General features: G+C 61.8%; 20 protein-coding genes and 1 pseudogene. 13 read left to right on the forward strand and 8 right to left on the reverse strand.

All coding sequences use genetic code 11. The features are described from left to right. The first annotated feature begins 70 nt into the window (after positions 1-70). The 8 genes and pseudogenes from ACP7EW_RS12015 to ACP7EW_RS12050 all read left to right on the forward strand — a co-directional run bounded on the left by ACP7EW_RS12015 (position 71) and on the right by ACP7EW_RS12050 (position 8,172). Positions 71-1,144 (forward strand): serine hydrolase domain-containing protein, encoded by a 1,074-nt coding sequence (locus ACP7EW_RS12015; protein ID WP_426217211.1) that lies wholly within the window; start codon positions 71-73, stop codon positions 1,142-1,144. Continuing rightward, positions 1,141-1,455 carry an amidase gene (locus ACP7EW_RS12020; RefSeq protein ID WP_426217213.1) on the forward strand — a complete coding sequence of 105 codons (315 nt, stop codon included), beginning with the start codon at positions 1,141-1,143 and terminating at the stop codon, positions 1,453-1,455. The genes ACP7EW_RS12015 and ACP7EW_RS12020 overlap by 4 nt, the downstream gene beginning before the upstream one ends. A 108-nt stretch (positions 1,456-1,563) precedes the next feature. Then, a complete protein-coding gene (locus tag ACP7EW_RS12025) occupies positions 1,564-2,739 on the forward strand; it encodes a M20 aminoacylase family protein (RefSeq protein WP_426217215.1) in 1,176 nt (391 codons plus the stop codon). Positions 2,740-2,798: 59 nt separating this feature from the next. Continuing rightward, a pseudogene (locus ACP7EW_RS12030) lies at positions 2,799-4,108 on the forward strand (citrate-proton symporter). Then, positions 4,105-5,547 (forward strand): amidase, encoded by a 1,443-nt coding sequence (locus ACP7EW_RS12035; protein ID WP_426217217.1) that lies wholly within the window; start codon positions 4,105-4,107, stop codon positions 5,545-5,547. Before ACP7EW_RS12030 ends, ACP7EW_RS12035 begins: the two are co-directional and overlap by 4 nt. Before the next feature lie 64 nt (positions 5,548-5,611). Next, entirely contained in the window at positions 5,612-6,370 is a 759-nt protein-coding gene (locus ACP7EW_RS12040; RefSeq protein ID WP_071496842.1) for an IclR family transcriptional regulator, read from the forward strand. 52 nt (positions 6,371-6,422) lie between these two features. Continuing rightward, a complete protein-coding gene (locus ACP7EW_RS12045; RefSeq protein WP_133074362.1) occupies positions 6,423-7,013 on the forward strand; it encodes a YceI family protein in 591 nt (196 codons plus the stop codon). Between the two features lies 1 nt (position 7,014). Next, complete coding sequence (locus ACP7EW_RS12050) at positions 7,015-8,172, forward strand: phospholipase D-like domain-containing protein (protein WP_426217219.1); 1,158 nt, start codon at positions 7,015-7,017, stop codon at positions 8,170-8,172. 31 nt (positions 8,173-8,203) lie between these two features. On the opposite strand, the gene bglX is transcribed toward ACP7EW_RS12050, so the two are convergent. After that, complete coding sequence (bglX, locus tag ACP7EW_RS12055; RefSeq protein WP_426217221.1) at positions 8,204-10,495, reverse strand: beta-glucosidase BglX; 2,292 nt, start codon at positions 10,493-10,495, stop codon at positions 8,204-8,206. A 225-nt stretch (positions 10,496-10,720) separates the two neighbouring features. On the opposite strand from bglX, the gene ACP7EW_RS12060 reads away from it, so the two are divergent. From ACP7EW_RS12060 to ACP7EW_RS12075, 4 genes are all read left to right on the forward strand, one after another. Continuing rightward, positions 10,721-11,332 carry a LemA family protein gene (locus tag ACP7EW_RS12060; protein ID WP_028619295.1) on the forward strand — a complete coding sequence of 204 codons (612 nt, stop codon included), beginning with the start codon at positions 10,721-10,723 and terminating at the stop codon, positions 11,330-11,332. 18 nt (positions 11,333-11,350) lie between these two features. Beyond that, on the forward strand, positions 11,351-12,076 hold the full coding sequence (locus tag ACP7EW_RS12065) for a TPM domain-containing protein (RefSeq protein ID WP_426217223.1): 726 nt from the start codon (positions 11,351-11,353) through the stop codon (positions 12,074-12,076). 28 nt (positions 12,077-12,104) lie between these two features. Beyond that, positions 12,105-12,722, forward strand: a complete 618-nt coding sequence (locus ACP7EW_RS12070) for a TPM domain-containing protein (protein WP_033902701.1) — start codon at positions 12,105-12,107, stop codon at positions 12,720-12,722. An 87-nt stretch (positions 12,723-12,809) separates the two neighbouring features. Continuing rightward, the gene (locus ACP7EW_RS12075) at positions 12,810-14,027 is read left to right on the forward strand and encodes a class I SAM-dependent methyltransferase (RefSeq protein WP_426217225.1); all 1,218 of its coding nucleotides are present in this window, start codon (positions 12,810-12,812) and stop codon (positions 14,025-14,027) included. Here the strand turns inward: ACP7EW_RS12075 and ACP7EW_RS12080 are convergent. The 6 genes from ACP7EW_RS12080 to ACP7EW_RS12105 form a co-directional block, all read right to left on the reverse strand. Beyond that, positions 14,015-14,917, reverse strand: coding sequence for a DMT family transporter (locus ACP7EW_RS12080; protein ID WP_033902699.1), 903 nt, complete (start codon positions 14,915-14,917; stop codon positions 14,015-14,017). The two genes, ACP7EW_RS12075 and ACP7EW_RS12080, sit on opposite strands and share 13 nt — an antisense overlap. A gap of 103 nt (positions 14,918-15,020) precedes the next feature. After that, entirely contained in the window at positions 15,021-17,591 is a 2,571-nt protein-coding gene (locus tag ACP7EW_RS12085; protein ID WP_426217227.1) for a TonB-dependent hemoglobin/transferrin/lactoferrin family receptor, read from the reverse strand. Positions 17,592-17,719: 128 nt separating this feature from the next. Then, complete coding sequence (locus tag ACP7EW_RS12090) at positions 17,720-18,688, reverse strand: FecR family protein (protein WP_426217229.1); 969 nt, start codon at positions 18,686-18,688, stop codon at positions 17,720-17,722. Further along, on the reverse strand, positions 18,685-19,224 hold the full coding sequence (locus ACP7EW_RS12095; RefSeq protein ID WP_016975119.1) for an RNA polymerase sigma factor: 540 nt from the start codon (positions 19,222-19,224) through the stop codon (positions 18,685-18,687). The genes ACP7EW_RS12090 and ACP7EW_RS12095 overlap by 4 nt, the downstream gene beginning before the upstream one ends. Before the next feature lie 115 nt (positions 19,225-19,339). Then, positions 19,340-20,218 carry a dihydrodipicolinate synthase family protein gene (locus tag ACP7EW_RS12100; protein WP_426217231.1) on the reverse strand — a complete coding sequence of 293 codons (879 nt, stop codon included), beginning with the start codon at positions 20,216-20,218 and terminating at the stop codon, positions 19,340-19,342. Positions 20,219-20,246: 28 nt separating this feature from the next. Further along, positions 20,247-21,029: an aldolase gene (locus tag ACP7EW_RS12105; RefSeq protein ID WP_033902694.1), complete on the reverse strand. Its 783-nt coding sequence runs from the start codon at positions 21,027-21,029 to the stop codon at positions 20,247-20,249. A 105-nt stretch (positions 21,030-21,134) separates the two neighbouring features. Between ACP7EW_RS12105 and ACP7EW_RS12110 the strand changes: the two genes are divergently transcribed. Further along, a complete protein-coding gene (locus ACP7EW_RS12110) occupies positions 21,135-21,662 on the forward strand; it encodes a helix-turn-helix domain-containing protein (protein WP_426217233.1) in 528 nt (175 codons plus the stop codon). On the opposite strand, the gene ACP7EW_RS12115 is transcribed toward ACP7EW_RS12110, so the two are convergent. After that, positions 21,663-22,679, reverse strand: a complete 1,017-nt coding sequence (locus tag ACP7EW_RS12115) for a DUF4917 family protein (RefSeq protein WP_426217235.1) — start codon at positions 22,677-22,679, stop codon at positions 21,663-21,665. Between the last annotated feature and the right edge of the window lie 32 nt (positions 22,680-22,711).

Consider the following 22,711-nt stretch of genomic DNA (forward strand, 5'->3'; position numbering starts at 1 on the left):
TCTGTGTCGCAAATCTGTCATCAGCCTCGGCTAGGCTCGCGGGCTTGAATGCCCCCTTGAGTTTGCGTCCATGGTCAGAGGCCTGTTGTGTGTTGCCCTGCTGTTCGTCACCGTTGCCGCTCACGCTGAAACCTGGCCAGATAAAGACTGGGCCAAGGGCACACCGCTTTCTGGTCCCGCTGTTGATGCCCTGGAGGCCTACGCTTTCCCGGCGCGGGACGACACCAACCGGCAAGGCATCCGCACCGATGCCCTGCTGGTGATTCGTGACGGTGAAGTGATCTACGAACGCTACGCCGCGCCGACCACCGCCAGCACCCCACATCTCACCTGGTCCGTCAGCAAAAGCCTGATGGCAACCGTGTTGGGCGTGGCCTACGGCGAAAACCGCTTCAAACTGACCGACCCCGCCGCGCGTTTCTACCCGCCGATGAAACAGCACCCAACCGTGACCATGGCCGACCTGCTGCACTGGGCCTCGGGCCTCGACTGGCAGGAAGACTACGAATACGCGCCGCTGAAATCCTCCGTGGTGGCGATGCTCTACACCCGTGGCCGCAGCGACATGGCCGACTTTGCTGCCGACACCGAGGCCGCCACTGCACCGGGCCAGGTGTTCCGTTATTCCAGCGGCGACACCAATATCCTTTCCGCCACCCTTAAAGGCATGCTTGGGCACAAGGCTTATATGAGTTACCCGTGGGATGCGCTGTTCAAGCCCTTGGGCATTCGTAATGCAAGCTGGGAAACCGACGCCGATGAAACCTTCGTCGCGTCCTCTTACGTCTACCTCACCGCCCGCGACCTGGCGCGTGTTGGCCTGCTGATGGCGCGGGAGGGTCGCTGGGGCGATCAACAACTCCTGCCGAAAGACTGGGTCGCCTTTAACCGCCAGCCCTTCGACAAGTACAAAGCCGGTCAGGACGAAGCCGTCCCCGGTGGTCATTGGTGGCTCAATAAAGGTGCTCCAAGGCCCTGGCCCGACGCCCCCGCCGACACCTTCGCCGCCCTCGGTCACTGGGGGCAGGCGCTGTACGTGATGCCTGACGAACACTTGGTCATCGTGCGCTACGGCGACGACCGCGACGGCAGCTACCGCCATAACGAATTGCTCAAACGCGTGCTCGCGGCGGTGCAACCATGATCCGCCGTCGGCCGTTTACCAGTGTGTTTCTGCTGCTGTTGTTCGCCTTATTGGGCTGGCTCTGGCACGAACGCGTCAACCTGCAAGCCTTCCCCGACATCATCGCGGCCTACACCGCCAAGGAGTACTGCTCGTGCCGCTATGTGGCCAACAACCCGGCGGAGTATTGCCGGGGGTACGTGAAGCAGTACGTGCCAACGAGTGCGTTCAGGGATAACCCGGAGCGCAGTGAGGTGACGGCGAGTGGGTTGGGGCGTACGCACACGGCGAGGTGGTTGGGCGACCGACAGGGGTGTCGCCTATTACCCTGAGGTTCCACAGGGTGGAACCACCTTTGATTGTCCTCTTGCCCACATCGCGGTTAGCTGGCGATGTGCAGCAAACAAGAACGGGAACACCCGCCTGTGAGGAGAATCACCATGCGCCCACACCAGCACATCCTGGATTGGCTCAGCGACGTTGCCGGCGATTTGCACGCCGTGCGCCAAGACATCCACGCCCATCCTGAACTCGGCTTTGAAGAAAACCGCACCAGTGCCCTCGTCGCCAAATCCTTGAAAGGCTGGGGCTATGAGGTGCACACCGGCATCGGCAAGACCGGCGTGGTGGGTGTGCTGCGCAATGGCAGCAGCCCCCGCACCCTGGGCATTCGTGCCGACATGGATGCGTTACCCATCATCGAAAACACCGGCGCGTCCTACACCAGCCAACACGCCGGTTGCATGCACGCCTGCGGGCATGACGGCCACACCACCATGCTGCTCGGCGCCGCGCGCTACCTGGCGGCGACTCGGCAGTTCGACGGCACCCTGAACGTGATTTTCCAGCCCGCAGAAGAAGGCCAGGGCGGCGCCGAAGCCATGCTGGCCGACGGTTTGCTGGAGCGCTTTCCCTGCGATGGCTTGTTTGGCATGCACAACATGCCGGGGCTGCCGGCGGGGCATCTGGGCTTGCGTGTCGGGCCGATGATGGCCTCGCAGGACTTGCTCACCGTGACCCTCGAAGGCGTTGGCGGCCATGGTTCCATGCCACATCTGACGGTGGACCCGTTGGTCGCGGCGGCGAGCATGGTCATGGCGTTGCAGACGGTGGTGGCGCGCAATATCGACACCCAGGAAGCCGCCGTGGTCACGGTCGGCGCGCTGCAAGCGGGCCAGGCAGCCAATGTGATTCCCCAAGAGGCGTTGTTGCGTCTGAGCCTGCGCGCGCTCAATCCCAAGGTGCGTGAGCAGATGCTGGAGCGCGTGTTCGCCATCATCCAGACCCAGGCCGCCAGCTTTGGCTGCACGGTGCAGATCGAACACCGCCCGGCCTATCCGGTGTTGGTCAATCACGCCGAAGAAACCGAATTCGCCCGCCAGGTCGGCGTCGCCTTGCTCGGCGCCGATGCGGTGGACGGCAACACCCGCACGCTGATGGGCAGCGAAGACTTCGCCTGGATGCTGCAACGCTGCCCCGGCAGCTACCTGTTCATCGGCAACGGCGTGTCGCGGCCGATGGTGCATAACCCCGCCTATGACTTCAACGACGACATCCTGCTGACTGGCGCCGCCTATTGGGGCGCGCTGGCCGAGAGCTGGCTCAAGCCTGCCTGACGACCTTCTTTTTCTGCCGCTGGACCCTTTCCCTCGATCGGTTGAATGGAGTGTTCCTCATGCAGACTGCAAAACCAGGTGTGTCCCGCACCCGCCAAGTGGTGGCGGCCGTGATAGGCAATGCGCTGGAATGGTATGACTTCATTGTTTACGGCTTTCTGGCGAGCATTATCGCCCGGCAGTTTTTTCCTTCAGATGACGAGTACGCCTCGCTGTTGATGGCCTTGGCCACTTTCGGCGTGGGCTTTTTCATGCGCCCGGTGGGGGGCATTCTGCTGGGGATCTATTCCGACCGCAAAGGCCGCAAGGCTGCGATGCAGTTGATTATCCGGCTGATGACCGTGTCCATCGCGCTGATCGCCTTCGCGCCCAACTACGCCGCCATCGGCATGGGCGCGCCGTTGTTGATCGTGGTAGCGCGCATGCTTCAGGGGTTTGCCACCGGCGGTGAATACGCGAGCGCCACGGCGTTCCTGGTGGAAAGCGCGCCGCCCATCGCAAGGGCTTATATGGCTCCTGGCAATTGGTGGGGCAATGCCTGGCCGTGTTCGGCGGCGCGGCGATGGTGGCGGCGGTCACGCACTTCTTTTCGCCGCAAACCCTCGACCTGTGGGGCTGGCGTCTACCGTTTGTGTTCGGTTTGCTGATTGGTCCGGTGGGCCTGTGGATTCGCCGGCACATGGAAGACCCGGAAGAATTCATCGAGGCACGCAAGCAGGCGACCGGCCCGGCGCCGAGCCTGATGCAGGTGGTGCGCGAGCATCGGCGCAGCATTCTCGTCTCCATGGGCCTGGCCTGTGGCGCGACGGTGTCGTTCTATGTGGTGCTGGTGAACATGCCGACCTTTGCCCACAAAAGCCTCGGTCTGCCGCTGGATCAAGTGCTGATGGTGCAGATGTTTGCGGTGGCACTGATGACTGTAGTGATCCCACTGTCAGGGCTGCTCTCGGATCGCCTGGGGCGGCGGCCGGTGTTGATGGCGTTCACCCTCGCGTTCTTCATCATGGTTTATCCGTTGTATGTGTGGGTCGCCGCCGCTCCTTCCATCGAGCGATTACTGGTGATGCAGGTGATGCTGTGCACCGCCATCGGTGGCTTTTTCGGGCCGGCACCGACGGCATTGGCTGAGCAGTTTCCCATCGAAGTGCGCTCGACCGGTGTATCGGTCGCCTATAACGTGGCGGTCATGGTGTTCGGCGGTTTCGCGCCGTTGATCGTCACTTGGCTGACCCAAGTGCTGGGCACGCCCGTCGCGCCCTCCTTCTATGTATTGTTCGCTTGCGTGCTGACGCTGCTGGGCACTTACTGCATGCATGAGGCGCCGCGGGCCAAGCAACCGCAGCCGTTTTCCAAAGAGGTGAAGCCTTGAGTATTGTTGATTGGGATGCCACTGAACTGTCGCGGGCGATCCATGCGCGGCAGGTGTCGTGCGAAGAGGTGATGCAGGCCTACCTGGCGCAGATCCAGCGCTTCAATCCAACGGTGAATGCGCTGGTGTCGCTGCGCGATGCCGATGACGTGTTGGCCGAGGCGCGGGAACGTGATCGCGAGCTGGACCAAGGCCAGTCACGCGGCTGGATGCACGGCATGCCCCAGGCGATCAAGGATCTCGCGGCGACCCAAGGCTTGCGCACCACCTTGGGTTCACCGCTGTTCGCCGAGCACGTACCCAGCGAAGACGCCATCAGCGTGGCGCGCGTGCGGGCCAGTGGCGCGATCATCATCGGCAAGACCAACGTGCCGGAGTTCGGCCTGGGTTCGCAGACCTACAACACGCTGTTCGGCACCACCGGCAATGCCTACGACCCCAGTCTTGTCGCGGGCGGCAGCAGCGGCGGGGCGGCGGTGGCCCTGGCGCTGCGCATGCTGCCGGTGGCTGACGGCAGCGACATGATGGGCTCGCTGCGCAACCCGGCGGCGTTCAACAACGTGTTTGGTTTGCGTCCGTCCCAAGGCCGTGTGCCTTATGGGCCGACGCCGGAACTGTTCGTGCAGCAATTGGGCACCGAAGGCCCGATGGGCCGCAGCGTCACGGATGTGGCGCAGTTGTTGAGTATCCAGGCGGGTTACGACCCACGGGTGCCGTTGTCGTCCAAGGAGGATCCGGCGGTGTTCGGCCAGCCCTTGCAGCGCGATTTCAAGGGCGCACGCTTGGGCTGGCTGGGGGATTACAACGGCTATCTGCCGATGGACGACGGCGTGCTGAGCCTGTGCGAATCGGCCCTCGGCGATTTCACTGCGTTGGGCTGCACGGTGGAAAGCTGCCAGCCGGACTTTTCCATGGCGCGGCTGTGGCGCAGCTGGTTGGTGCATCGCCACTGGCTGGTGCACGGCAACCTCGGCGCGGCCTACGCCAACCCGCAGAAACGCGCACTGCTCAAGCCCGAAGCGCAATGGGAAGTGGAGGGCGGTCTGGGTTTGACAGCCCAGCAGGTGTACCAGGCGTCGGTGGATCGCAGCGAGTGGTATCGCGCGCTCGCCAAGCTGTTCGAACGTTACGATTTCCTGCTGTTGCCGACTGCCCAAGTGTTCCCTTTCGATGCACAACAGCCCTGGCCGCGGCTTGTTGGCGGGCGTGAAATGGACACCTATCACCGCTGGATGGAAGGGGTGATCGGCCCGACCCTGGCCGGGCTGCCGAGCATGAGCGTGCCGGTGGGGTTCAACCCCCAGGGCCTGCCCATGGGCGTGCAAATCATCGGCCCGGCCCAGGCGGATCGCGCGGTACTGCAATTGGCCTATGCTCATGAGCAACTGACGCAATGGGTGCAGCGTCGGCCGCCGACGTGCCTGGCGTCGACGGATTGATCCGCGACCGGGCCTGTATCTTGCTGTGAACAATGATCATCCATCGGCAACAGGGAGATCGAACATGGAGACAGGCACCGTACGCTCGGTCGAGCGCGCACTGGCAATCGTCGAGTTGCTGGGCGAGCACCAGGCCCTGGGGCTGGAGGAGTTGCACTACCTCACACGTCTGCCCAAGGCCACGGTGTCGCGCATGTTGCTGACGTTGCAGGAGCAGGGCTGGGTCTATCGTGGCCTGAGTGATCGCCGTTACCGCCTGCGCGCCCAACGCCTGTTTGGTGACACCCAGCAACGCTTCAAACGCCAGGTGGTGGAAAGCGCGGCGCCGTGGCTGCTGGAACTCAGCGAGCGCACCGGGCTGGTGGTGGATTTATCCTGTTTTGATGGCGAGCGCCTGGAAGTCATGGAAAGCGCGATCCCCAGCGTGTTGCGCAAGCTGTACCCCAACAATTGCCAGATCGTCGGCCAGCACGCAAGCCTGTTTCATTCGGCAATGGGCAAGGCCTGCCTGACCCAATTGCCGGCCGAAGAGGTGCAACGTTTGGCCGGTCGCGACCAAGTTGCGGCAGACGAGCAATACCAGGCCTGCGAGCAAACCCAGCACCAGGGCTTCGGCCAGCGCACCGAGGGATATTGGGAGTATCCGGTGCGCCTGCCGTTTCTGATTCGTGCCGTGGCCTTGCCAGTGCGCGCCAATGGTCGCCTGGTAGGGAGCATGGCGTTGCATTGGCCGATGCATCAGGCGCCGGTGGAGCGGGTGCTGAACCTGCACATGGCCAGCCTGGAAGAGACGGTGCGCGAAGTGCAGCGCGCATTGGCGTAACCCTCGCGATCCGGTTAAGGTTCGTTCAGGTTTTTCGCCCCATGAGTCTTCAATGTTCAACGCTTCTGTCATCAAACCCCTGGCTTTCGCCCTGTTGGCCGCCGCTGCTGTGCCTGCCCATGCCGACTGGTACCTGGATAACGAGTCCTCGCGTCTGTCCTTCGTCACCACCAAGAACACCGAAATCGCTGAAGTGCAGCGCTTCCTGGTGTTGCACGGCAAGGTCGACAGCAAGGGCGCGGCGCAGCTGGAGGTGGAGCTGGAGTCGGTCAACAGTGGCATCCCGCTGCGCGACGAGCGCATGCGCAACCAGTTGTTCGAGATCAAGACTTTTCCCGATGCGTTGATCAACGCGCAAATCAACCTGCAACCGATCAACGATTTGGCCCCTGGCGCGCAATTGGAATTGCGCCTGCCGTTGTCCGTGACCCTGCACGGCAAGACTCAAACCTACAACGCCGAGCTGTTGGCCACGCGCTTGGACGACCGACGCTTCCAGGTGGTGACTCTGGAACCGCTGGTGATGCATGCCGAGGACTTTGACCTGGCGCCGGGTGTGGCGGCGTTGCGCAAGGCGGCGGGGCTCAAGTCGATCAGTCTGTCGGTGCCGGTGGGTGCGGTGCTGATCTTCACGGCGCGCTGACATGAGCGGCGCGGTGTTCCCCTGGCGCAGCGCCAACCGTTTCGAGTTGCTGATCGACGGGCCGAATTTCTTCCCGCAGATGCTGGTGGACATTGCCCGCGCCGAGCAGCAAGTCGAGCTGGAGTTGTACCTGGTGGAAGCCGGGAGCTGTGCCGAAGCCATGGTGCAAGCGTTGGTGCTCGCCGCCGAACGCGGCGTGCAGGTGCGCTGCCTGTTCGATGATTACGGCAGCCTGGCGTTTACCCTCGGGCTGCGTAAACGCTTGACCGACGCGGGTGTAGAACTGCGTTTTTACAATCGCCTGAGCTGGCGCCGTTGGATGCGCAATCTGTACCGCGATCATCGCAAACTGTTATTGATCGACCAGAGCATCGCCTTTGTCGGCGGCACCGGCGTGACCGACGAGTTCTGGACGCCGGGCAATGACAGCGCCGACTGGCATGAAGTGATGGTGCAGATCAGCGGCCCGTTGGTGCAGGACTGGCAAGCATTGTTCGACCGTCAATGGCACGCCAACAACGCGCGCCGCGCCTGGAAACCCGCCACCCATTTTGGCTTGCCACGCTTGCCCAGGATGCCGGCCACCGGGCCGGGGCTAGGCCGCGTCGCCTACGCCGACGCCCGACAACACCGGGATATTCTGCAATCGCTGATCCGTGCGTTGAACAGCGGCAAACAGCGGATCTGGTTGGCGACCCCGTATTTTCTGCCCACCTGGGGCGTACGCCGTGCGTTACGTCGGGCGGCGGGGCGCGGCGTTGATGTGCGTTTGCTGCTCACCGGCCCGCGCACCGATCACCCGTCCGTGCGTTATGCCGGCCACCGTTATTACCCGCGCTTGCTGCGTTCGGGTGTGCAGATCTTTGAATACCAACCGTGTTTCCTGCACCTGAAAATGGTGCTGGTGGATGACTGGGTCAGCGTGGGCTCGTGCAATTTCGACCACTGGAACCTGCGCTTCAACCTGGACGCCAACCTGGAGGCGTTGGACCCTGAATTGACGCGGGCGGTGGCGGCCAGTTTCGAGCGGGATTTCGCGCAGAGCCTGGCAGTGAGCCTGGAGGCGTGGAAGTCGCGGCCGCTGTGGCGGCGGGTGAAGCAGCGGGTGTGGGGGTGGATTGATCGGTTGGTGGTGAATTTGTTGGATAGACGCGGCTAGCTTAAACACTGACCGCGTCTACAGCTTTAGATCAGAGCAATTCGAACGTCTGCTGCTGCACATCCTGGGAATCCAACCCGATCTGCACATTGAACTCGCCCGGCTCTGCCGCGAACTTCAGCTGGGTGTTGTAGAACTTCAAGTCTTCCTCGGTGATGGTGAAGTGCAACGTGCGCTCTTCGCCCGCCTTGAGCATGACTTTCTGGAAGTTCTTCAACTCCTTGATCGGGCGGATCATCGAGCCGGCCACGTCCTGGATATACAACTGCACAACCGTTTCGCCGTCGACCTTGCCGGTGTTGGCCACTGTCACACTGGCGTCGAGCTTGCCGGTCTTGTTCAGGGTGGTGGACGACAACGCCATGTCCGACAGGCTGAACGTGGTGTAGCTCAAGCCGTAGCCGAACGGGAACAGGGGACCGGTGGTGTCATCGAAGTACTGCGAGGTGTAGTTGCCCGGCTTGCCTGGGGTGAACGGCCGGCCGATGGTCAGGTGGTTGTAGTAGGTCGGAATCTGCCCCACCGAACGTGGGAAGGTGATCGGCAGTTTGCCCGACGGGTTGTAGTCACCAAACAGTACGTCGGCAATCGCGTTGCCGCCTTCGGTGCCGGCGAACCAGGTTTCCAGGATCGCGTCGGCCTGTTGGTTCTCTTCGAGAATCGACAGGGGACGGCCGTTCATCAGCACCAGCACCAGCGGCTTGCCGGTGGCCTTCAGGGCCTTGATCAGGTCGCGCTGGCTTTGCGGGATGTTCAGGTCGGTGCGGCTTGAGGATTCATGGGACATGCCACGGGACTCGCCCACGGCAGCCACCACCACATCGGCCTCCTTGGCGGCCTTGACGGCCTCGTCGATCATCACCTGGGCCGGGCGGGTGTCATCCACCACTTCCGGCGCATCGAAGTTGAGGAAGTTCAGGTAGTCGACCACGGGCTTGTCGTTGGTGATGTTGGCGCCACGGGCGTAGATGATCTTGCCTTTCTCGCCGATCACCGCGTTCAAGCCGTCGAGCAGGGTGACCGATTGTTCCGGCTTACCGGCGGCAGCCCAACTGCCCATCATGTCGATCGGCGCCTTGGCCAGCGGGCCGACCAGGGCGATGGTCGCGGATTTCTTCAGCGGCAGCGTGTTGTTCTGGTTTTTCAGCAGCACCAGGCTGCGGCGGGCGATGTCGCGGGCTTCGGCGCGGTGCAGGCGGCTTTCGGCGTAGGTGTCGGCCGGGTCATCCTCGGCCTTGCCGATGCGCAGGTACGGGTCCTTGAACAGGCCCATGTCGTACTTGGCGCCGAGCACTTCGCGCACGGCGTTGTCGATGTCGCTCTGCTCGATCTCGCCGGACTTGAGCAGGCCGGGCAATTCCTTGCCGTACAGTGAGTCGTTCATGCTCATGTCGATGCCGGCCTTGATCGCCAGCTTGGCGGCTTCACGCCCGTCCTTGGCCACGCCGTGCTTGATCAGCTCGAAGATCGCGCCGTGGTCGCTCACGGCCAGGCCCTTGAAGCCCCAGTCCTTGCGCAGCAGGTCGTTCATCAGCCAGGTGTTGGCGGTGGCGGGCACGCCGTTGATCGAGTTCAGCGCCACCATCACGCCGCCGGAACCGGCCTTGATCGCCGCGTGGTAGGGCGGCAGGTAGTCCTGGTACATCTTGACCGGGCTCATGTCGACCACGTTGTAGTCGCGGCCGCCTTCCACCGCGCCATACAGGGCGAAGTGCTTGACGCTGGCCATGATGCTGTCTGCATTCGCCGGGCTCACACCCTGGAACGCCTTGACCATCACTTCGGCGATGCGTGAGACCAGGTAGGTGTCTTCACCGAAGCCTTCGGAGGTGCGGCCCCAGCGTGGGTCGCGAGAGATGTCGACCATCGGCGCAAAGGTGATGTCGAGGCTGTCGGCGGCGGCTTCCTGGGCGGCGATGCGCCCGGAGCGGCCGATGGCGTCCATGTCCCAGCTGGAGGCCAGGGCCAGGCTGATCGGGAAAATCGTGCGGTGGCCGTGGATCACGTCGTAGGCGAAGAACATCGGGATCTTCAGGCGGCTGCGCATAGCCGCGTCCTGCATCGGACGGTTTTCCGGGCGGGTGATGGAGTTGAAGGTGCCACCGATGCGGCCGGCGGCGATTTCCTTACGGATCAGCTCGCGGGGCATTTCGGGGCCGATGCTGATCAGGCGCAATTGGCCGATCTTTTCATCCAGGGTCATCTGCTTGAGCAGGTCGCTGACGAAGGCGTCCTTGTCTTTAAGCGCAGCAGGCTTTGTTTCTGCCCATACGGGGTGACTGGCCAGAGTGGCAACAAGGCCGAGCAAACACAGCTTCTTCATGAATATCCTTTTTCGGCTCACTGCACAGCGAAAATGCGCTGATCTGCCAAAATGTGGGGAACATATGTTGTTGTTCGAGTGTTATTGCAGAAAATGCACCACACTTCTGAACTCTTATTTGTGCTGGGCATCTTTTTAGCTGATTGAACTGATGCATTCCAGTCGCGGCAGCGGATTATGCCTTACCGTTGCCACATTCCACCAAGGTTCGCCAGGAGAAACACCATGCAAGCAGCACAAGGCTACCGCTGGGGCGTGAAAGCCGCAGTTTTGTTACTAATTAGTACCGTATTGAGTGGTTGCGGCATCAACAACATTCCCACACTGGATGAACAGGCCAAGGCGGCCTGGGGCCAGGTGCAGAACCAGTACCAACGCCGCGCCGACCTGATCCCCAACCTGGTGGAAGTGGTCAAGGGCTACGCCGCCCATGAGCAAGACACCCTCACCGCCGTGATTGAAGCGCGGGCCAAGGCCACCTCGATCCAAGTGGATGCGAGCACCCTCGACAACCCGGAAAAACTCAAGCAGTTCCAGCAGGCCCAAGATGGCTTGAGCGGCGCACTCAGCCGCTTGATGGTGGTGTCCGAGCGCTACCCGGACCTGAAGGCCAACCAGAACTTCCTGGCCCTGCAATCCCAGCTTGAAGGCACTGAGAACCGTATCGCCGTGGCTCGCCGCGACTTTATCCAGGCGGTGCAGGCCTACAACACTGAGATCCGCACGTTCCCTGGCCGTCTGTGGCACAGCGTGATGTACAGCGACTTGCCGATCCGCGCCACGTTTGAAGCCACCAGTGCCGATGCCGATAAAGCGCCGCAAGTGAAGTTCAAATAAGGCTGCACTGAGGTGTCGATGCGTTTATTACGGATAGGCCTGGCGTTGTGGCTGTTGGCCTGCGTCGGTGCGGCCCAGGCAGCGCTGACCTTCCCGGCGCTGACCGGGCGGGTGGTGGACAACGCCCAGATGATCGACCCGGCCACGCGCCAGCAACTGACGCAGCAGTTGCAGGCGCTGGAGCAGACCTCCGGCGACCAGATCGTGGTGGTCACCGTGCCTGACCTGCAGGGCGTGCCCATTGAGGACTTCGGTTATCAATTGGGCCGCGAGTGGGGTATCGGCCAGAAGGGCAAGGACAACGGTGCGCTGTTGATCGTCGCCCGCGATGAGCGCAAATTGCGCATCGAAGTCGGCTATGGCCTGGAAGGTGTGCTCACCGATGCGCAGTCGTGGGTGATCATCAACCAGGTGATTGCGCCGGCGTTCAAGGCCGGCAACTTCAGCAAAGGCATCAGCGACGGCGTGGCCGCGATGGTGCAGGTGGTGGGCGGCGAGCCACTGGCCGTGCCGGCGCATGTGGCGGATGCCAACTTTGCCAAGGATAATCCCGGGTTTTCCATCGGCTTGTTTATCCTGCTGATCGGCGTGTTGTGGCTGTGCAATCGCATGGGGCTGCCGGTGGGCGCTATTTTGCTGGCGATTCTCAGCAGCAGCGGCCGTGGCGGCGGCGGTGGCGGAGGCGGTGGTTTCCGGGGCGGCGGTGGCGGCTTCGGCGGCGGCGGGGCTTCAGGCGGCTGGTGATGATAATAATGAGAGAGCAAGCACAACCATGGCATTACTGACTGAACACGAGCAGCGCCAAGTCGCGGAAGCGATCGCCCGCGTGGAAAAAACCACCGACGCGGAGTTGGTGACCGTGCTGGCCGCCCGCGCCGACGACTACGCCTATATCCCGCTGTTATGGGCCAGCCTGATCGCGCTGGTGGTGCCCGGCGTGGTGCATTACCTGTCGGGCTACCTGACCATGTACACCTTGCTGTTGGCGCAATGGGCGACATTCATCGTGTTGTGCCTGGTGTTCCGTTTGCCCAAGGTGACCACGCGGTTGATCCCCCGTTCGGTGCGCCACTGGCGCGCGTCCAATCTGGCGCGGCGGCAGTTCCTGGAGCAGAACCTGCACCACACGCTGGGCAGCACTGGTGTGCTGATTTTTGTCAGCGAGGCGGAGCGGTACGTGGAGATTCTGGTGGATGACGGCATTTCCAAGCGCCTGGATGACGGCAGTTGGGATGTGATCGTCAAGGCGTTTACCCAGCAGGTGAAACAGGGGCAGACGTTGGCGGGGTTTATCGACTGCATCGAAGCCTGCGGCGAGTTGTTGAAGGTGCATGTGCCGGTGACGCAAACCCGCAATGAACTGCCCAATCGACTGGTGGTGCTGGAGTAAGGCGTACCGCCGGTCAAATAACTCCGTGCCCTGGCGGGCTATCCCCCCTAAAATGCCCGGCATTCCCTGCCCGAGGCGTTTTTGTTCATGTCTGTCACCGCTCAACCTGCCCGCCCTGCGCCGGATCATCACGCCCAGTTCATTGAACTGCTCAGCGCAAGCCTCGCGCAAAACGCCTTTATCAAGCTGGTGCTGGCCAAGTACGTCGGTGAGGAAGCCGAGTTGCAGCGGCTGATCATCAAGCCGGTCACTGTCAAGGAGCAGGCGTGCCTGTCCTTCGTCTACCGCTACAAGACCCGCGACATCACCAAGAACTTCCCGCAGGCCGAAGGTGTTGCAGCGATTGCCGCGTTGCTGCCGGCGCAGTTCAAGAACGCGCACCTGCTGTCGCTGACTGACGAAGCCCAGCTGGAATACAGCAAGAAGAACAAAAGCTCGCTGTTCAAAAGCAAGCCGCAGCAACTGCGTGAAGCGCCGTCGGCTGAGCATAACCGCGAGAAGAATCGCTTCCTCGACCTGAGCCGGCCATTCCTCGCCGACCTCGGTGTGACCGACGCCAAGCAGGCGCTGATCCCGTCGATGTCGCGCAAGTGGAAGCAGATCAACAAGTTCATCGAAGTGTTCAGCCATGCGCTCACCTCGTCGCCTTTGAAGCTGGACCAGCCGGTGCGTGTCGCTGACTTCGGCTCGGGCAAGGGCTACCTGACGTTCGCGATTCACGACTACCTGCGCAACACCCTCAAGGCCGAGGGCGAAGTGACCGGCGTCGAGCTGCGCGAAGACATGGTGACCCTGTGCAACTCAGCGGCCGCCCGCCTGGAGCATCCGGGGCTGGTGTTCAAGTGCGGCGACGTCCGCAGTGTGGCGCCCAGCGAACTGGACGTGATGATCGCCCTGCATGCCTGCGACATTGCCACGGACTACGCGATCCACACCGGCATCCGTTCCGGCGCGTCGATCATCATGTGCTCGCCGTGCTGCCACAAGCAGATTCGCCTGCAGATCCAGAGCCCACTGCTGCTCAAGCCGATGCTGCAATACGGCCTGCACCTGGGCCAACAGGCCGAAATGGTCACCGACAGCTTGCGTGCGTTGTTCCTCGAAGCCTGTGGGTATGAGACCAAGGTGTTCGAGTTCATCTCGTTGGAACACACCAACAAGAACAAGATGATTCTGGCGGTCAAGCGCGCCGAGTCGTTGGACAGCGCGCAGTTGCTGGAGAAAATCCAGGCGCTCAAGGCGTATTACCACATCACCGAACACTGCCTGGAAACCCTGCTGCGCGCGGATGGCTACCTGGCCTGATCGGCCACAGCCACGGGCGCAGGCTGCACCGCCGTCTTGCGCCCCAGCATCACCGTCACGATCACGCCACAGGCAAACAGCCAGGTGATTGGCTCGATGTGTTCGCCAAAGAACAGCGCCGAAAACGCGATGGTGAAGAAGATCTGCAACAGCTGGATCTGGCTGACCCGCGCAATCCCGCCCATGGCCAACCCGGCGTACCAGGCGAAGAACCCGAGGAATTGCGAGAACAGCGACACGTAGCCAAACGCCCACCAGGCGCGCATGGAAATCGCCCCTTGATGCTGCGCCGCCAGGTACCACACCGGCCCGATCAGCACGGGCGTCGACAGCACCAGCGCCCAGCAGATCACCTGCCAGCCGCCCATCTCCTTGGCCAATCGGCCGCCTTCGGCATAACCCAGGCCGCCCACCGCGATTGCACCGAGCATCAGCAAATCACCGGCCTGGATACTGCCGGCCCCGGTGATCAACGCGTAGCTCAACACCAAGCCACTGCCCAGCGCCGCACAGGCCCAGAAGGCTTTCGACGGCCGCTCATGGGACAGCCACGCCGCGTACAGCGCTACGCACAGCGGTTGCAGGCCGTTGACCAGCGCGCCATGGGACGCCGGCAAGGTCTGCATGGCCCAGGCCGACAGCACCGGGAAACCCAGGATCACGCCCGCGATCACCAGGCACAGCCCGCGCACCTGGCGCCAGGTTGGCCAGCGTTCGCGACGCCACAACAACAGCGCCGCCGCCGGGATCGCCGCGAACAACGCGCGGCCCAGGCCGTTGAGCAACGGGTGGATTTCCTGCACCACGATGCGGGTGAAGGGCAGGGTCAGGCTGAAGATGATGACGCCCAGCAGGCCGAGGGCCATGCCGGTGTTTTCGCGCGAACTCATGAGGTAGAACCGAAATCTAGAGGGCTTCAAGGGAAGCCCATCTAGCCACATCCCCCGCTGATTGCGGGCCTACAGCTGGGTGCGGATTTATCCGTACAGTTTTTCAGAAGAAGCGGGTGATGCTGATCTTGGCGTTGCGGCCTTGGCTGTAGACACCTTCGCCGCTGAGTGCAGGTTGGTAGAAGCGGTTGAAGAGGTTATCGACGGTGAAGTTGATCTCGGTGCCCTTGAGACCGGCCTGCTGCGGTTTCCAATTGGCGAACAGGCCTTGCGTGTCGTAGCTGGCGTTCTCCGTCTGGTCGTAGATAAAGTCGCCGATGGTGGAGTTCAAACCGCCCGCGTAAACATCGGTGGGCACGCGATCGGTCTTGCGTACGAACTGGCCCTGCCAGCCCACCTGCGCGTCCCAGCTCGGGATCTTGGTACCCAGCACCACCACCCATTTTGCCGGTGGGATATCCCGCGCCCATACGTGCAGGTTGGTCGCCCAGGGATTGGTGTAGGGGTTGTCGCGTTTGCCTGTGGCCCAGGAGTAAGTCAGGGAACCGAACAGGTAGGTCGAGTCGTAGTAGCTTTCCAGCTCGAAGCCCTTGATGGTCATGCCACCCACATTGCGATAGTTGGTCCTGGATGCCGCGTCACTGCATACCGAATCGATACTGCCTGGCACGGTCAACTGCCGTTCGCAGCCAATGCCGGTGGCCTTCATGATTTCGTCTTCGATGCGGTTGTGAAACAAAGTGGTGCGTAACTGCAAGTTGTCTTCACGGGTGAAGAGGCCTGAGAAATTGGTGACGTTGCCCGCGGTAATCGCGGTAATGCGCTCCGGGTCGAGGTTCAGGCTGGTGGCGCTACGGGTGCTGATAGCGCCCTGGACTTCGTACTGTTCATCGATCACCGGCGCACGCCACGTGCGGTTCCAACTGGCGAAGAACGCCACATCCGGGGTCACGTTCCAGAACGCCGCCAGGCGCGGCGACCAACCGGTGTAAGTGCGGTCGCTGTAGTCGTGGCCCACTTTCGGGTCAGGGCTGCTGTAGTACGGCGCATCGTTGGCTTCGCCGCGGTTGCGCACGTGGTCGTAACGCAGGGACGGCGTAATGGTCACGTCGCCCAGGGTAATCGCGTCCTGGATGTAGAACGCGTTGCTATCGACCTTGCCGTGGGGCATGAAATACGGCTGGAAATGCCCATAGTTGTATCTGGCGGTGTTGTAGGTCGCGCCTGGCATCCAGCTCTCGGTTTCGCGCTTGTGCTTGCGGATCTGCACGCCAGTGGTCACCGCGTGCTCCAACGGGCCGGTGGTCAGCAGGCTGGTATTGCGCAATTCAAGGATGCGGTCGGTGTAGGACGTGTCCATCTTGCGTCCACCGGTGGCCAGGCCAATGACGGCATTCTCGGCGCGTTTATCGGTCTGGTCGGTATTGGATTCTGAGTAGCTTAGTTTCAGGTCGATCAGCGGGTTGTTCAGTGGATGGTATTCGTACTTGCTCGACCAAGTGGTGTCCACTGTGTCGCGGTCGGCGAGGAAGCGAGACACCGCCGTGGCGTACCCGTAGCGGTCGATGGCCGATTGTGTCGGTGGTGAGGGGTAGGACTTTGCCGAGAACGGTGTCATACGCTGGCTCTGAGCGCGTGAGTAAGACAGGCCCATGCTGTGTTCGTCGGTGAAGTACGCGTTGAACTTGAACAGCTGGCCTTCGACATCCTGTGCGCTGTTGGGCAAGCGTTTGGGGTTGATCGGGTATTGATTGCGCGGGTCGGGCGGTGTGCCAGCAAGCTTGAGGTCGTCGCCGTCGCGCTTGGTCAGGTAGGCCAGGCCGTCCATGCGGCCGTCGTCGGTGCGGCCATACACGGCGCCGGTGTAGACCTGCTCGTGGGTGTTGCTGGCGTAGCCGTATTTGACCATCGCCCCGGCATTTTGCCCGTTCTTGAGCAGGTCCGGTGCGTCCTTGGTGATCATGTTGACCGTGCCGCCAAAACCGCCGTTGCCGGTAAATGGCGAGTAAGGGCCTTTCTCCACCTCAATACTTTTGATCAGCTCGGGTTCAATGAAGATAGTGCCTTGTTGATAACGCTCGAAACCGCTTTTGGCCGCGCCATCCACGGTCATTGGCACGTCCTCGGCATCGCCCATGCCGCGGATGTTCATGGTCTGGCCGCCAGGCTTGGGTGAGCCGCCCATGGATACCCCGGGCAGGGTCTGCAACAGCGAAGGAATGTTATCGGGCTGGTAGCGGTCGATATCCGCCTGGCTCAGCGTGGAGCGGCCCACGGTGCTGGAGTCGACCTGGCTACCGGTACCGATCACGCTCAGTGCATCCAGTTGAACAACGCCGCTGTTGGTGGTCTTGCCCTCATCGGGGCGCACGACATAGGTGCTCCCGACCTTGATCAGGGTGAACTCGCCATTTTTCAGCAGGGTGCGAATCGCCACTTCCGGCGTGAAGTCGCCGTTGAGTGCCGGCGCCTGCACGTTCTTGAGCAGTTCTTCATCGAACAGCAGCTGGATTTTCGCCTGCTGCGCCACCTGGCTCAGGGACGTGGCCAGCGACTGCGCAGGCAGTTGCAGCGTGAGCGAGTCGGCCTGGGCACTGAGGCTCAATACCAGGCAGCTAGCGATGAGCGTCGGTCGAAGAAACAGGTGCGAAGCGTGGCAAGGCGCGCGAAACATGAAATCCCCCGGTGTGGCCAAATGGCCGAAAAGGTGTGCGTATCAAACGCAGACCGGGGGAAGACGGGGCTGGTCGAAAAAACCACACCTGTGAATGCAAAATATTCTCAAATAAGAATGTTGCAGGGTTATTTCGGTTCGATCCTTACGATGCCATCGGCCGACGCCACGGTTTTCACCGGCAGCAGGGCAGGCAGGGCGTTGAGCAGCGCGTCGGGATCATTCACATCCAGATTGCCCGAGACCTTCAAGTGCGCCACGGCGTTGCTGACCTGCAACGGCGCCTGTGGGCGATACAGGCTCAGCTCATCGATCAGGCTGGCCAACTCGCGGTTGCGAAACGACAGGTGGCCGCTGCGCCAGTCGGCGACCTCCTCGGCGGTGAGGGTTTGCTGCTGCAACGTGCCTTTGGCGTAGCTGAAGATCGCACGTTGCTGGGCGCCCAGCAGGGTGACCGGGCTTTTGGCGTCCGGCTCGAATGCGACCTGCCCATGGGCGACGCTGACCACCAGTTGCTGCTGGCTGCGGCGCACATCGAAGCCGGTGCCGACCACGCGTACATTGGCCTCGCCGGCTTGCACGAACAGCGGTCGTTCCTTGTCGGCGGCCACTTCGAGGTACAGCTGGCCCTTGTCCAGGTGCACGATGCGTTGGTGCGCGGTGAAATCTACGCGCACGCGGGTGTTGGCATTCACATACAAGGTGCTGCCGTCGGGCAGGTTGAGGGTGCGCATGCCTTTGGCGTGGGCTGCGACCTGGGTGTGATACAGCTCGCGGGGCGCGCCGATAGGTGTGGTCATGACCGCGCATAACAGGGCGGCGGCCACGGCCAGGGCAGGGCGCCACGCCGACGGTTTGCGCTTGGGCAGCGCCACGGGTTTGTTCAGTTGCTGCAACTGGGCCAGGTCTGCCCACAGTTGCTCGAATTCGGCATAGGCGCGGGCGTGGGCGGGCTCGGCTTGCCAGGTGGCAAAGGCCTTGCGGTCGGCACGCCCCGCGTCATTATTGCGGTTGCGGGCAAACCAGCTGGCGGCTTGGGCATCGATGGCGTCGCTGTCTTCGATGTCGAGCACGTCGGTGTCGCTCAGGCGGTTCATTCTGGCTGCTCCGTGCCGGGTTCGTGTTGAAGGCGTCGCTTGCAATGCAACAGGGCAAAAGCGATGTGCTTTTCCACCATGCTGGTCGAAATGCCCATGCGCTCGGCGATCTGCGCCTGGCTCAAGCCTTCGAAGCGGTGCAGCATAAGGGCTTCTCGCCTGCGGGGCGAGAGTTCGGCGAGGACTTCTTTCAACTGTTCCAGGCGTTGCAAGCGCTGCACGGCGGCCATGGGATCGTTTTGCTCGTCGGTGACCGGCTCGGCGTCCATTTCGGCCTGATCGGAGTGGACGGTGTGCCGTACCTTCTGTTTGCGCCAGTGATCACGCAGCAGGTTGCGCGCCATCTGGAACAGAAATGCCCGTGGCTGCTCGACCTTGGCCCGGTCGCGGTAGTCCAGCCACTGAGTGAAGACATCCTGGGTCATGTCCGCCGCGTCGCTGGCGTTGTCGGTGCGCTTGCGCAGGAAATACAGGATGTCTGTATAGAACCCGCGAAAGGCATCGGCCGACAACGGGTCGGGCTTGGGACGAGACATGGATATCCTTCTTGACGAAGCACGACGTGGAGAAAGTCGTGAATGGTATCGAGAACCATTGTCATTTGTCTCGTTTATTTTGTCGGAGCCGGATATCCGGCTCCTGCCGTCTTTTTCAGACGGTTGTCAGCAGGTTTCTCAAGTGTTCAATCCCGGCTTCGCCCAGTGGGAACATCGGCAGACGCGGGTCACCCGCTTCCAAGCCGGTCAACCGCAACCCGGCCTTGATCGTCGCCGGCAACCCACCCTTGAGGATGAAGTCCAGCAACGGCAACTGGCGGTAAAACAGCTCCCGCGCCTGGGTCAGGTCATTGGCCAACACCGCCTCATACAACGCCAGGTTGAGTTGTGGGATCAGGTTCGGCGCCGCCGTGCACCAACCCTTGGCGCCCGCCGCGAAGGCTTCCAGCGCCAGCGGGTTGCAACCGTTGTAGAACGGCACGTCGCTGTGGCGATGTAGCTGATGCATGCGCTGGATGTCCCCGGTGCTTTCCTTGACCATGGTCACGTTGGCCACCTGCTTGATGAGGCGCAGGATCAGGTCCACCGACATGTCCGTGCCGCTGGTGGCCGGGTTGTTGTAGAGCATGATCGGCACGCCGATGCTGTCGCCGATCGCCGCGTAGTGGGCGATGATTTCTGCTTCGCTGAGTTTCCAGTATGAAGTCGGCAGCACCATCACCACATCGGCGCCATTGGCCTCGGCGTAGCGGGCGCGGCGTACGGCTTTGGCGGTGGTGAGGTCGGACACGCTGACGATGGTCGGCACGCGCCGCGCGATTTTTGCCAGGCTGTAGGCGCTGACTTCGTCCCACTCGGCGTCGCTCAAATAGGCACCTTCACCGGTGCTGCCCAGTGGCGCGATGGCGTGTACGCCGCCGTCGATCAGGCGGTCGATGGAGCGGCCCAGGGCGTCGAGGTCAATGCGTTGGCCGTCGGCGCTGAACGGGGTGATGGTGTAGCCGATGATGCCGTGAATGTTAGGGCTGGACATGGGAAGTCTCCGGTCGAAAAAGGGCAAGTCAGTTCAGGCAATCGGCGTGTTGACGCAGGTTCTGCCGGGCGTAGTAGTTGAACGCGGCGCCGTGGCGCTTGGGCCGGGAGATCCAGTCATGGGCCTCGCGCCCCAGTTCCGGCAGGATCGGCTTGATGGTGCCAGCCGCCATCGCCAGCAACTGCAATTTGGCCGCGCGCTCGATCAACTGCGCGATCACGCAGGCTTCCTCGACGCTCGCCCCGGTGGACAACTGGCCATGGTGTGAGAGCAGGATCGCGCGTTTGTCACCCAGTGCCGTGGTGATGATTTCCCCTTCCTCATTGCCCACCGGCACACCTGGCCAGGCCTCCAGGAAGGCGCAGTCTTCGTACAGCGGACAGAGGTCCATATGCGACACCTGCAGCGGCACTTCCAGCATCGACAGCGCGGCGATGTGGGTCGGGTGAGTGTGGATGATGCAGTTCACATCCGGCCGCCCACGGTATACCCAACTGTGAAAACGGTTGGCCGGGTTGGGAATGCCGTGGCCTTCCAATACTTCAAGATCCTCGTTTACCAGCAACAGGTTGCTGGCCGTGATCTCATCAAAACCCAGGCCCAATTGCTGAGTGTAATAGGTGCCTTGCTCCGGCCCGCGCGCAGTGATCTGCCCGGCCAGGCCGGAGTCGTGGCCATTTTCGAACAGGATGCGACACGTGAGCGCCAGCTTTTGCCGAACGGTCCACGTATTATCCGCCAGGGTGTTTTGCATCTGGACCAGTGCTTGCTTGACCAGTTGGTCTTTTGGGAGTGCTAATGTCTTGGCCATATCGGGTGCCCTCGGTGGCTGCAAATGACACTAATGATGCTATATGACACTTTGTGTCATTGGCAAGCACAGCTCATCGCTTCCTGTATGGATTAATCGCAGCGCATGTCTATCCGTTTGAAATTATTGAGAAAAAAACTTGGTGTGACGTTGGATGTCCTGGCCGAAAAGTCCGGGATGACCAAGAGTTATCTGTCCAAGGTCGAGCGCGGGCTCAACACGCCGTCGATTGCCGCCGCGCTGAAACTGGCCAAGGCGCTGAACGTGAAGGTCGAAGAACTGTTCAGCGAAGACAGCGTCAGCCTCGACAGCTATAGCCTGGTGCGCAGCCATGAGCGGCCGGACACGTCACCGTGTTATGCGGTGCTGGCCCATCAGGTCAGTGAACGCAGCCTGCTGCCGTTCATCATCTACCCGCCGGCGGAGTTCACCGACAAGACCTTCAAGGAGCATGTGGGGGAGGAGTTTCTGTTTGTGCATGAAGGCCAGGTGGAGGTGGATTTCATGAATGAGCGGGTGATCCTGGAGCGTGGCGATGCACTGCACTTCAATGCGCAGAAGCCCCATCGATTGCGCTCGGTGGGGCCGGTGCAGGCACAGCTATTGGTGGTGGTGCACAGCAGCGAAGCGTGATCAGCGTTCGACAGGGACGGACAGGGCAGGATGACCCAATGGATGCGTGCGCGCCGCAAAGAACTTCAGTTCTACACCCGTCCCATCGAACAACTCCGAATACCGCCGCTTCTGCTGACGGATAAACCCCTCACTGCGCCCCGACACCGAGATCGCCAGCGTGGTCAGCTTGGCCTGGCGAATCGCATCCACCAAGTGTTTATCCTGCGCTCCCAGGTCATGACCAAAGATGCACAGTGCACCTTCGTGGCTGAGCAACTGCTCATAGCAGAACGACAGGTAATCCGAACTGCGGAGGGTCTTGAGCTTCTCCTCAACCTTGCCCTCGCTGACAAACAGCGGCACGTCATCGAGAGTCTTGATCGTGTTGTTGATCGCAAAGCTGCTGAGCAAGGTGCTGTCGGTGGTCGGCAATTTGCGCGCGGTACCATCCAGGTTGCGCACCAGGTGCAGGCCGCCGTGCAGGTAGAGGATGCGTGTGGCATCGGTACGGGTGTCACGCAGGTCGAAGCTGGCGTCGGCGCTGCGGAACAGGTCGTCGATGCCCGGCGCGTGCAAAATCGCCCAATAATTGAGCAGGTCGTAGTTGCTGGTGAATACCGTCGAGTAATTTTTCAGCTCTGCGTTGATCGTCGCCAGCGTCGAAGGCTGTACCAGGCGCCACGGGATATGCACGGCGTGGATGGTATTGATCAAGGCTTCCTTGATCGCGTAATAACGATTGCGCGGCGCCGCCGAACTGACCGCCAGGGCCTTGTTGACCCGGCTGGTGGTCTTCAACGCGCCCAGGGCTTGCTCGAAACTGCGGGTTTGCAGGGCGTCGAACACGCTGAGTTCGGATTGGCTGAGGGGCTTTTCCTCAACGGTGCGGGCGTTTTCGAACAGCGAGTCGTAGGCGAAGTCTTCCCAAATGGCACGGCTCGCGCCATTGCCGATCAGAATCCCGCTGAAGTCCGTGCTGCTGCGCACTGCGCTCCAGTCTTCAAGGTGGGCGTCAATATCCTGGAAATCCTTCATTGCGGCGGGTCTACTCGAAATCGGCTGGACGG

Origin of the sequence: Pseudomonas sp. DWRC2-2, from assembly GCF_049897885.1 — a bacterium.
Lineage (GTDB): Bacteria > Pseudomonadota > Gammaproteobacteria > Pseudomonadales > Pseudomonadaceae > Aquipseudomonas > Aquipseudomonas azotoformans_A.

What these genes read in the sequence shown, in the direction of transcription:
- ACP7EW_RS12090 (WP_426217229.1), bottom strand. Translation starts at nt 18,688, where the DNA reads ATGAACCGCCTGAGCGACACCGACGTGCTCGACATCGAAGACAGCGAC.
- ACP7EW_RS12110 (WP_426217233.1), top strand. Translation starts at nt 21,135, where the DNA reads ATGTCTATCCGTTTGAAATTATTGAGAAAAAAACTTGGTGTGACGTTG.
- ACP7EW_RS12015 (WP_426217211.1), top strand. Translation starts at nt 71, where the DNA reads ATGGTCAGAGGCCTGTTGTGTGTTGCCCTGCTGTTCGTCACCGTTGCC.
- ACP7EW_RS12105 (WP_033902694.1), bottom strand. Translation starts at nt 21,029, where the DNA reads ATGGCCAAGACATTAGCACTCCCAAAAGACCAACTGGTCAAGCAAGCA.
- ACP7EW_RS12080 (WP_033902699.1), bottom strand. Translation starts at nt 14,917, where the DNA reads ATGAGTTCGCGCGAAAACACCGGCATGGCCCTCGGCCTGCTGGGCGTC.
- ACP7EW_RS12060 (WP_028619295.1), top strand. Translation starts at nt 10,721, where the DNA reads ATGCAAGCAGCACAAGGCTACCGCTGGGGCGTGAAAGCCGCAGTTTTG.
- ACP7EW_RS12020 (WP_426217213.1), top strand. Translation starts at nt 1,141, where the DNA reads ATGATCCGCCGTCGGCCGTTTACCAGTGTGTTTCTGCTGCTGTTGTTC.
- ACP7EW_RS12045 (WP_133074362.1), top strand. Translation starts at nt 6,423, where the DNA reads ATGTTCAACGCTTCTGTCATCAAACCCCTGGCTTTCGCCCTGTTGGCC.
- ACP7EW_RS12070 (WP_033902701.1), top strand. Translation starts at nt 12,105, where the DNA reads ATGGCATTACTGACTGAACACGAGCAGCGCCAAGTCGCGGAAGCGATC.
- ACP7EW_RS12100 (WP_426217231.1), bottom strand. Translation starts at nt 20,218, where the DNA reads ATGTCCAGCCCTAACATTCACGGCATCATCGGCTACACCATCACCCCG.
- ACP7EW_RS12095 (WP_016975119.1), bottom strand. Translation starts at nt 19,224, where the DNA reads ATGTCTCGTCCCAAGCCCGACCCGTTGTCGGCCGATGCCTTTCGCGGG.
- ACP7EW_RS12085 (WP_426217227.1), bottom strand. Translation starts at nt 17,591, where the DNA reads ATGTTTCGCGCGCCTTGCCACGCTTCGCACCTGTTTCTTCGACCGACG.
- ACP7EW_RS12115 (WP_426217235.1), bottom strand. Translation starts at nt 22,679, where the DNA reads ATGAAGGATTTCCAGGATATTGACGCCCACCTTGAAGACTGGAGCGCA.
- ACP7EW_RS12050 (WP_426217219.1), top strand. Translation starts at nt 7,015, where the DNA reads ATGAGCGGCGCGGTGTTCCCCTGGCGCAGCGCCAACCGTTTCGAGTTG.
- ACP7EW_RS12040 (WP_071496842.1), top strand. Translation starts at nt 5,612, where the DNA reads ATGGAGACAGGCACCGTACGCTCGGTCGAGCGCGCACTGGCAATCGTC.
- ACP7EW_RS12065 (WP_426217223.1), top strand. Translation starts at nt 11,351, where the DNA reads ATGCGTTTATTACGGATAGGCCTGGCGTTGTGGCTGTTGGCCTGCGTC.
- ACP7EW_RS12075 (WP_426217225.1), top strand. Translation starts at nt 12,810, where the DNA reads ATGTCTGTCACCGCTCAACCTGCCCGCCCTGCGCCGGATCATCACGCC.
- bglX (WP_426217221.1), bottom strand. Translation starts at nt 10,495, where the DNA reads ATGAAGAAGCTGTGTTTGCTCGGCCTTGTTGCCACTCTGGCCAGTCAC.
- ACP7EW_RS12025 (WP_426217215.1), top strand. Translation starts at nt 1,564, where the DNA reads ATGCGCCCACACCAGCACATCCTGGATTGGCTCAGCGACGTTGCCGGC.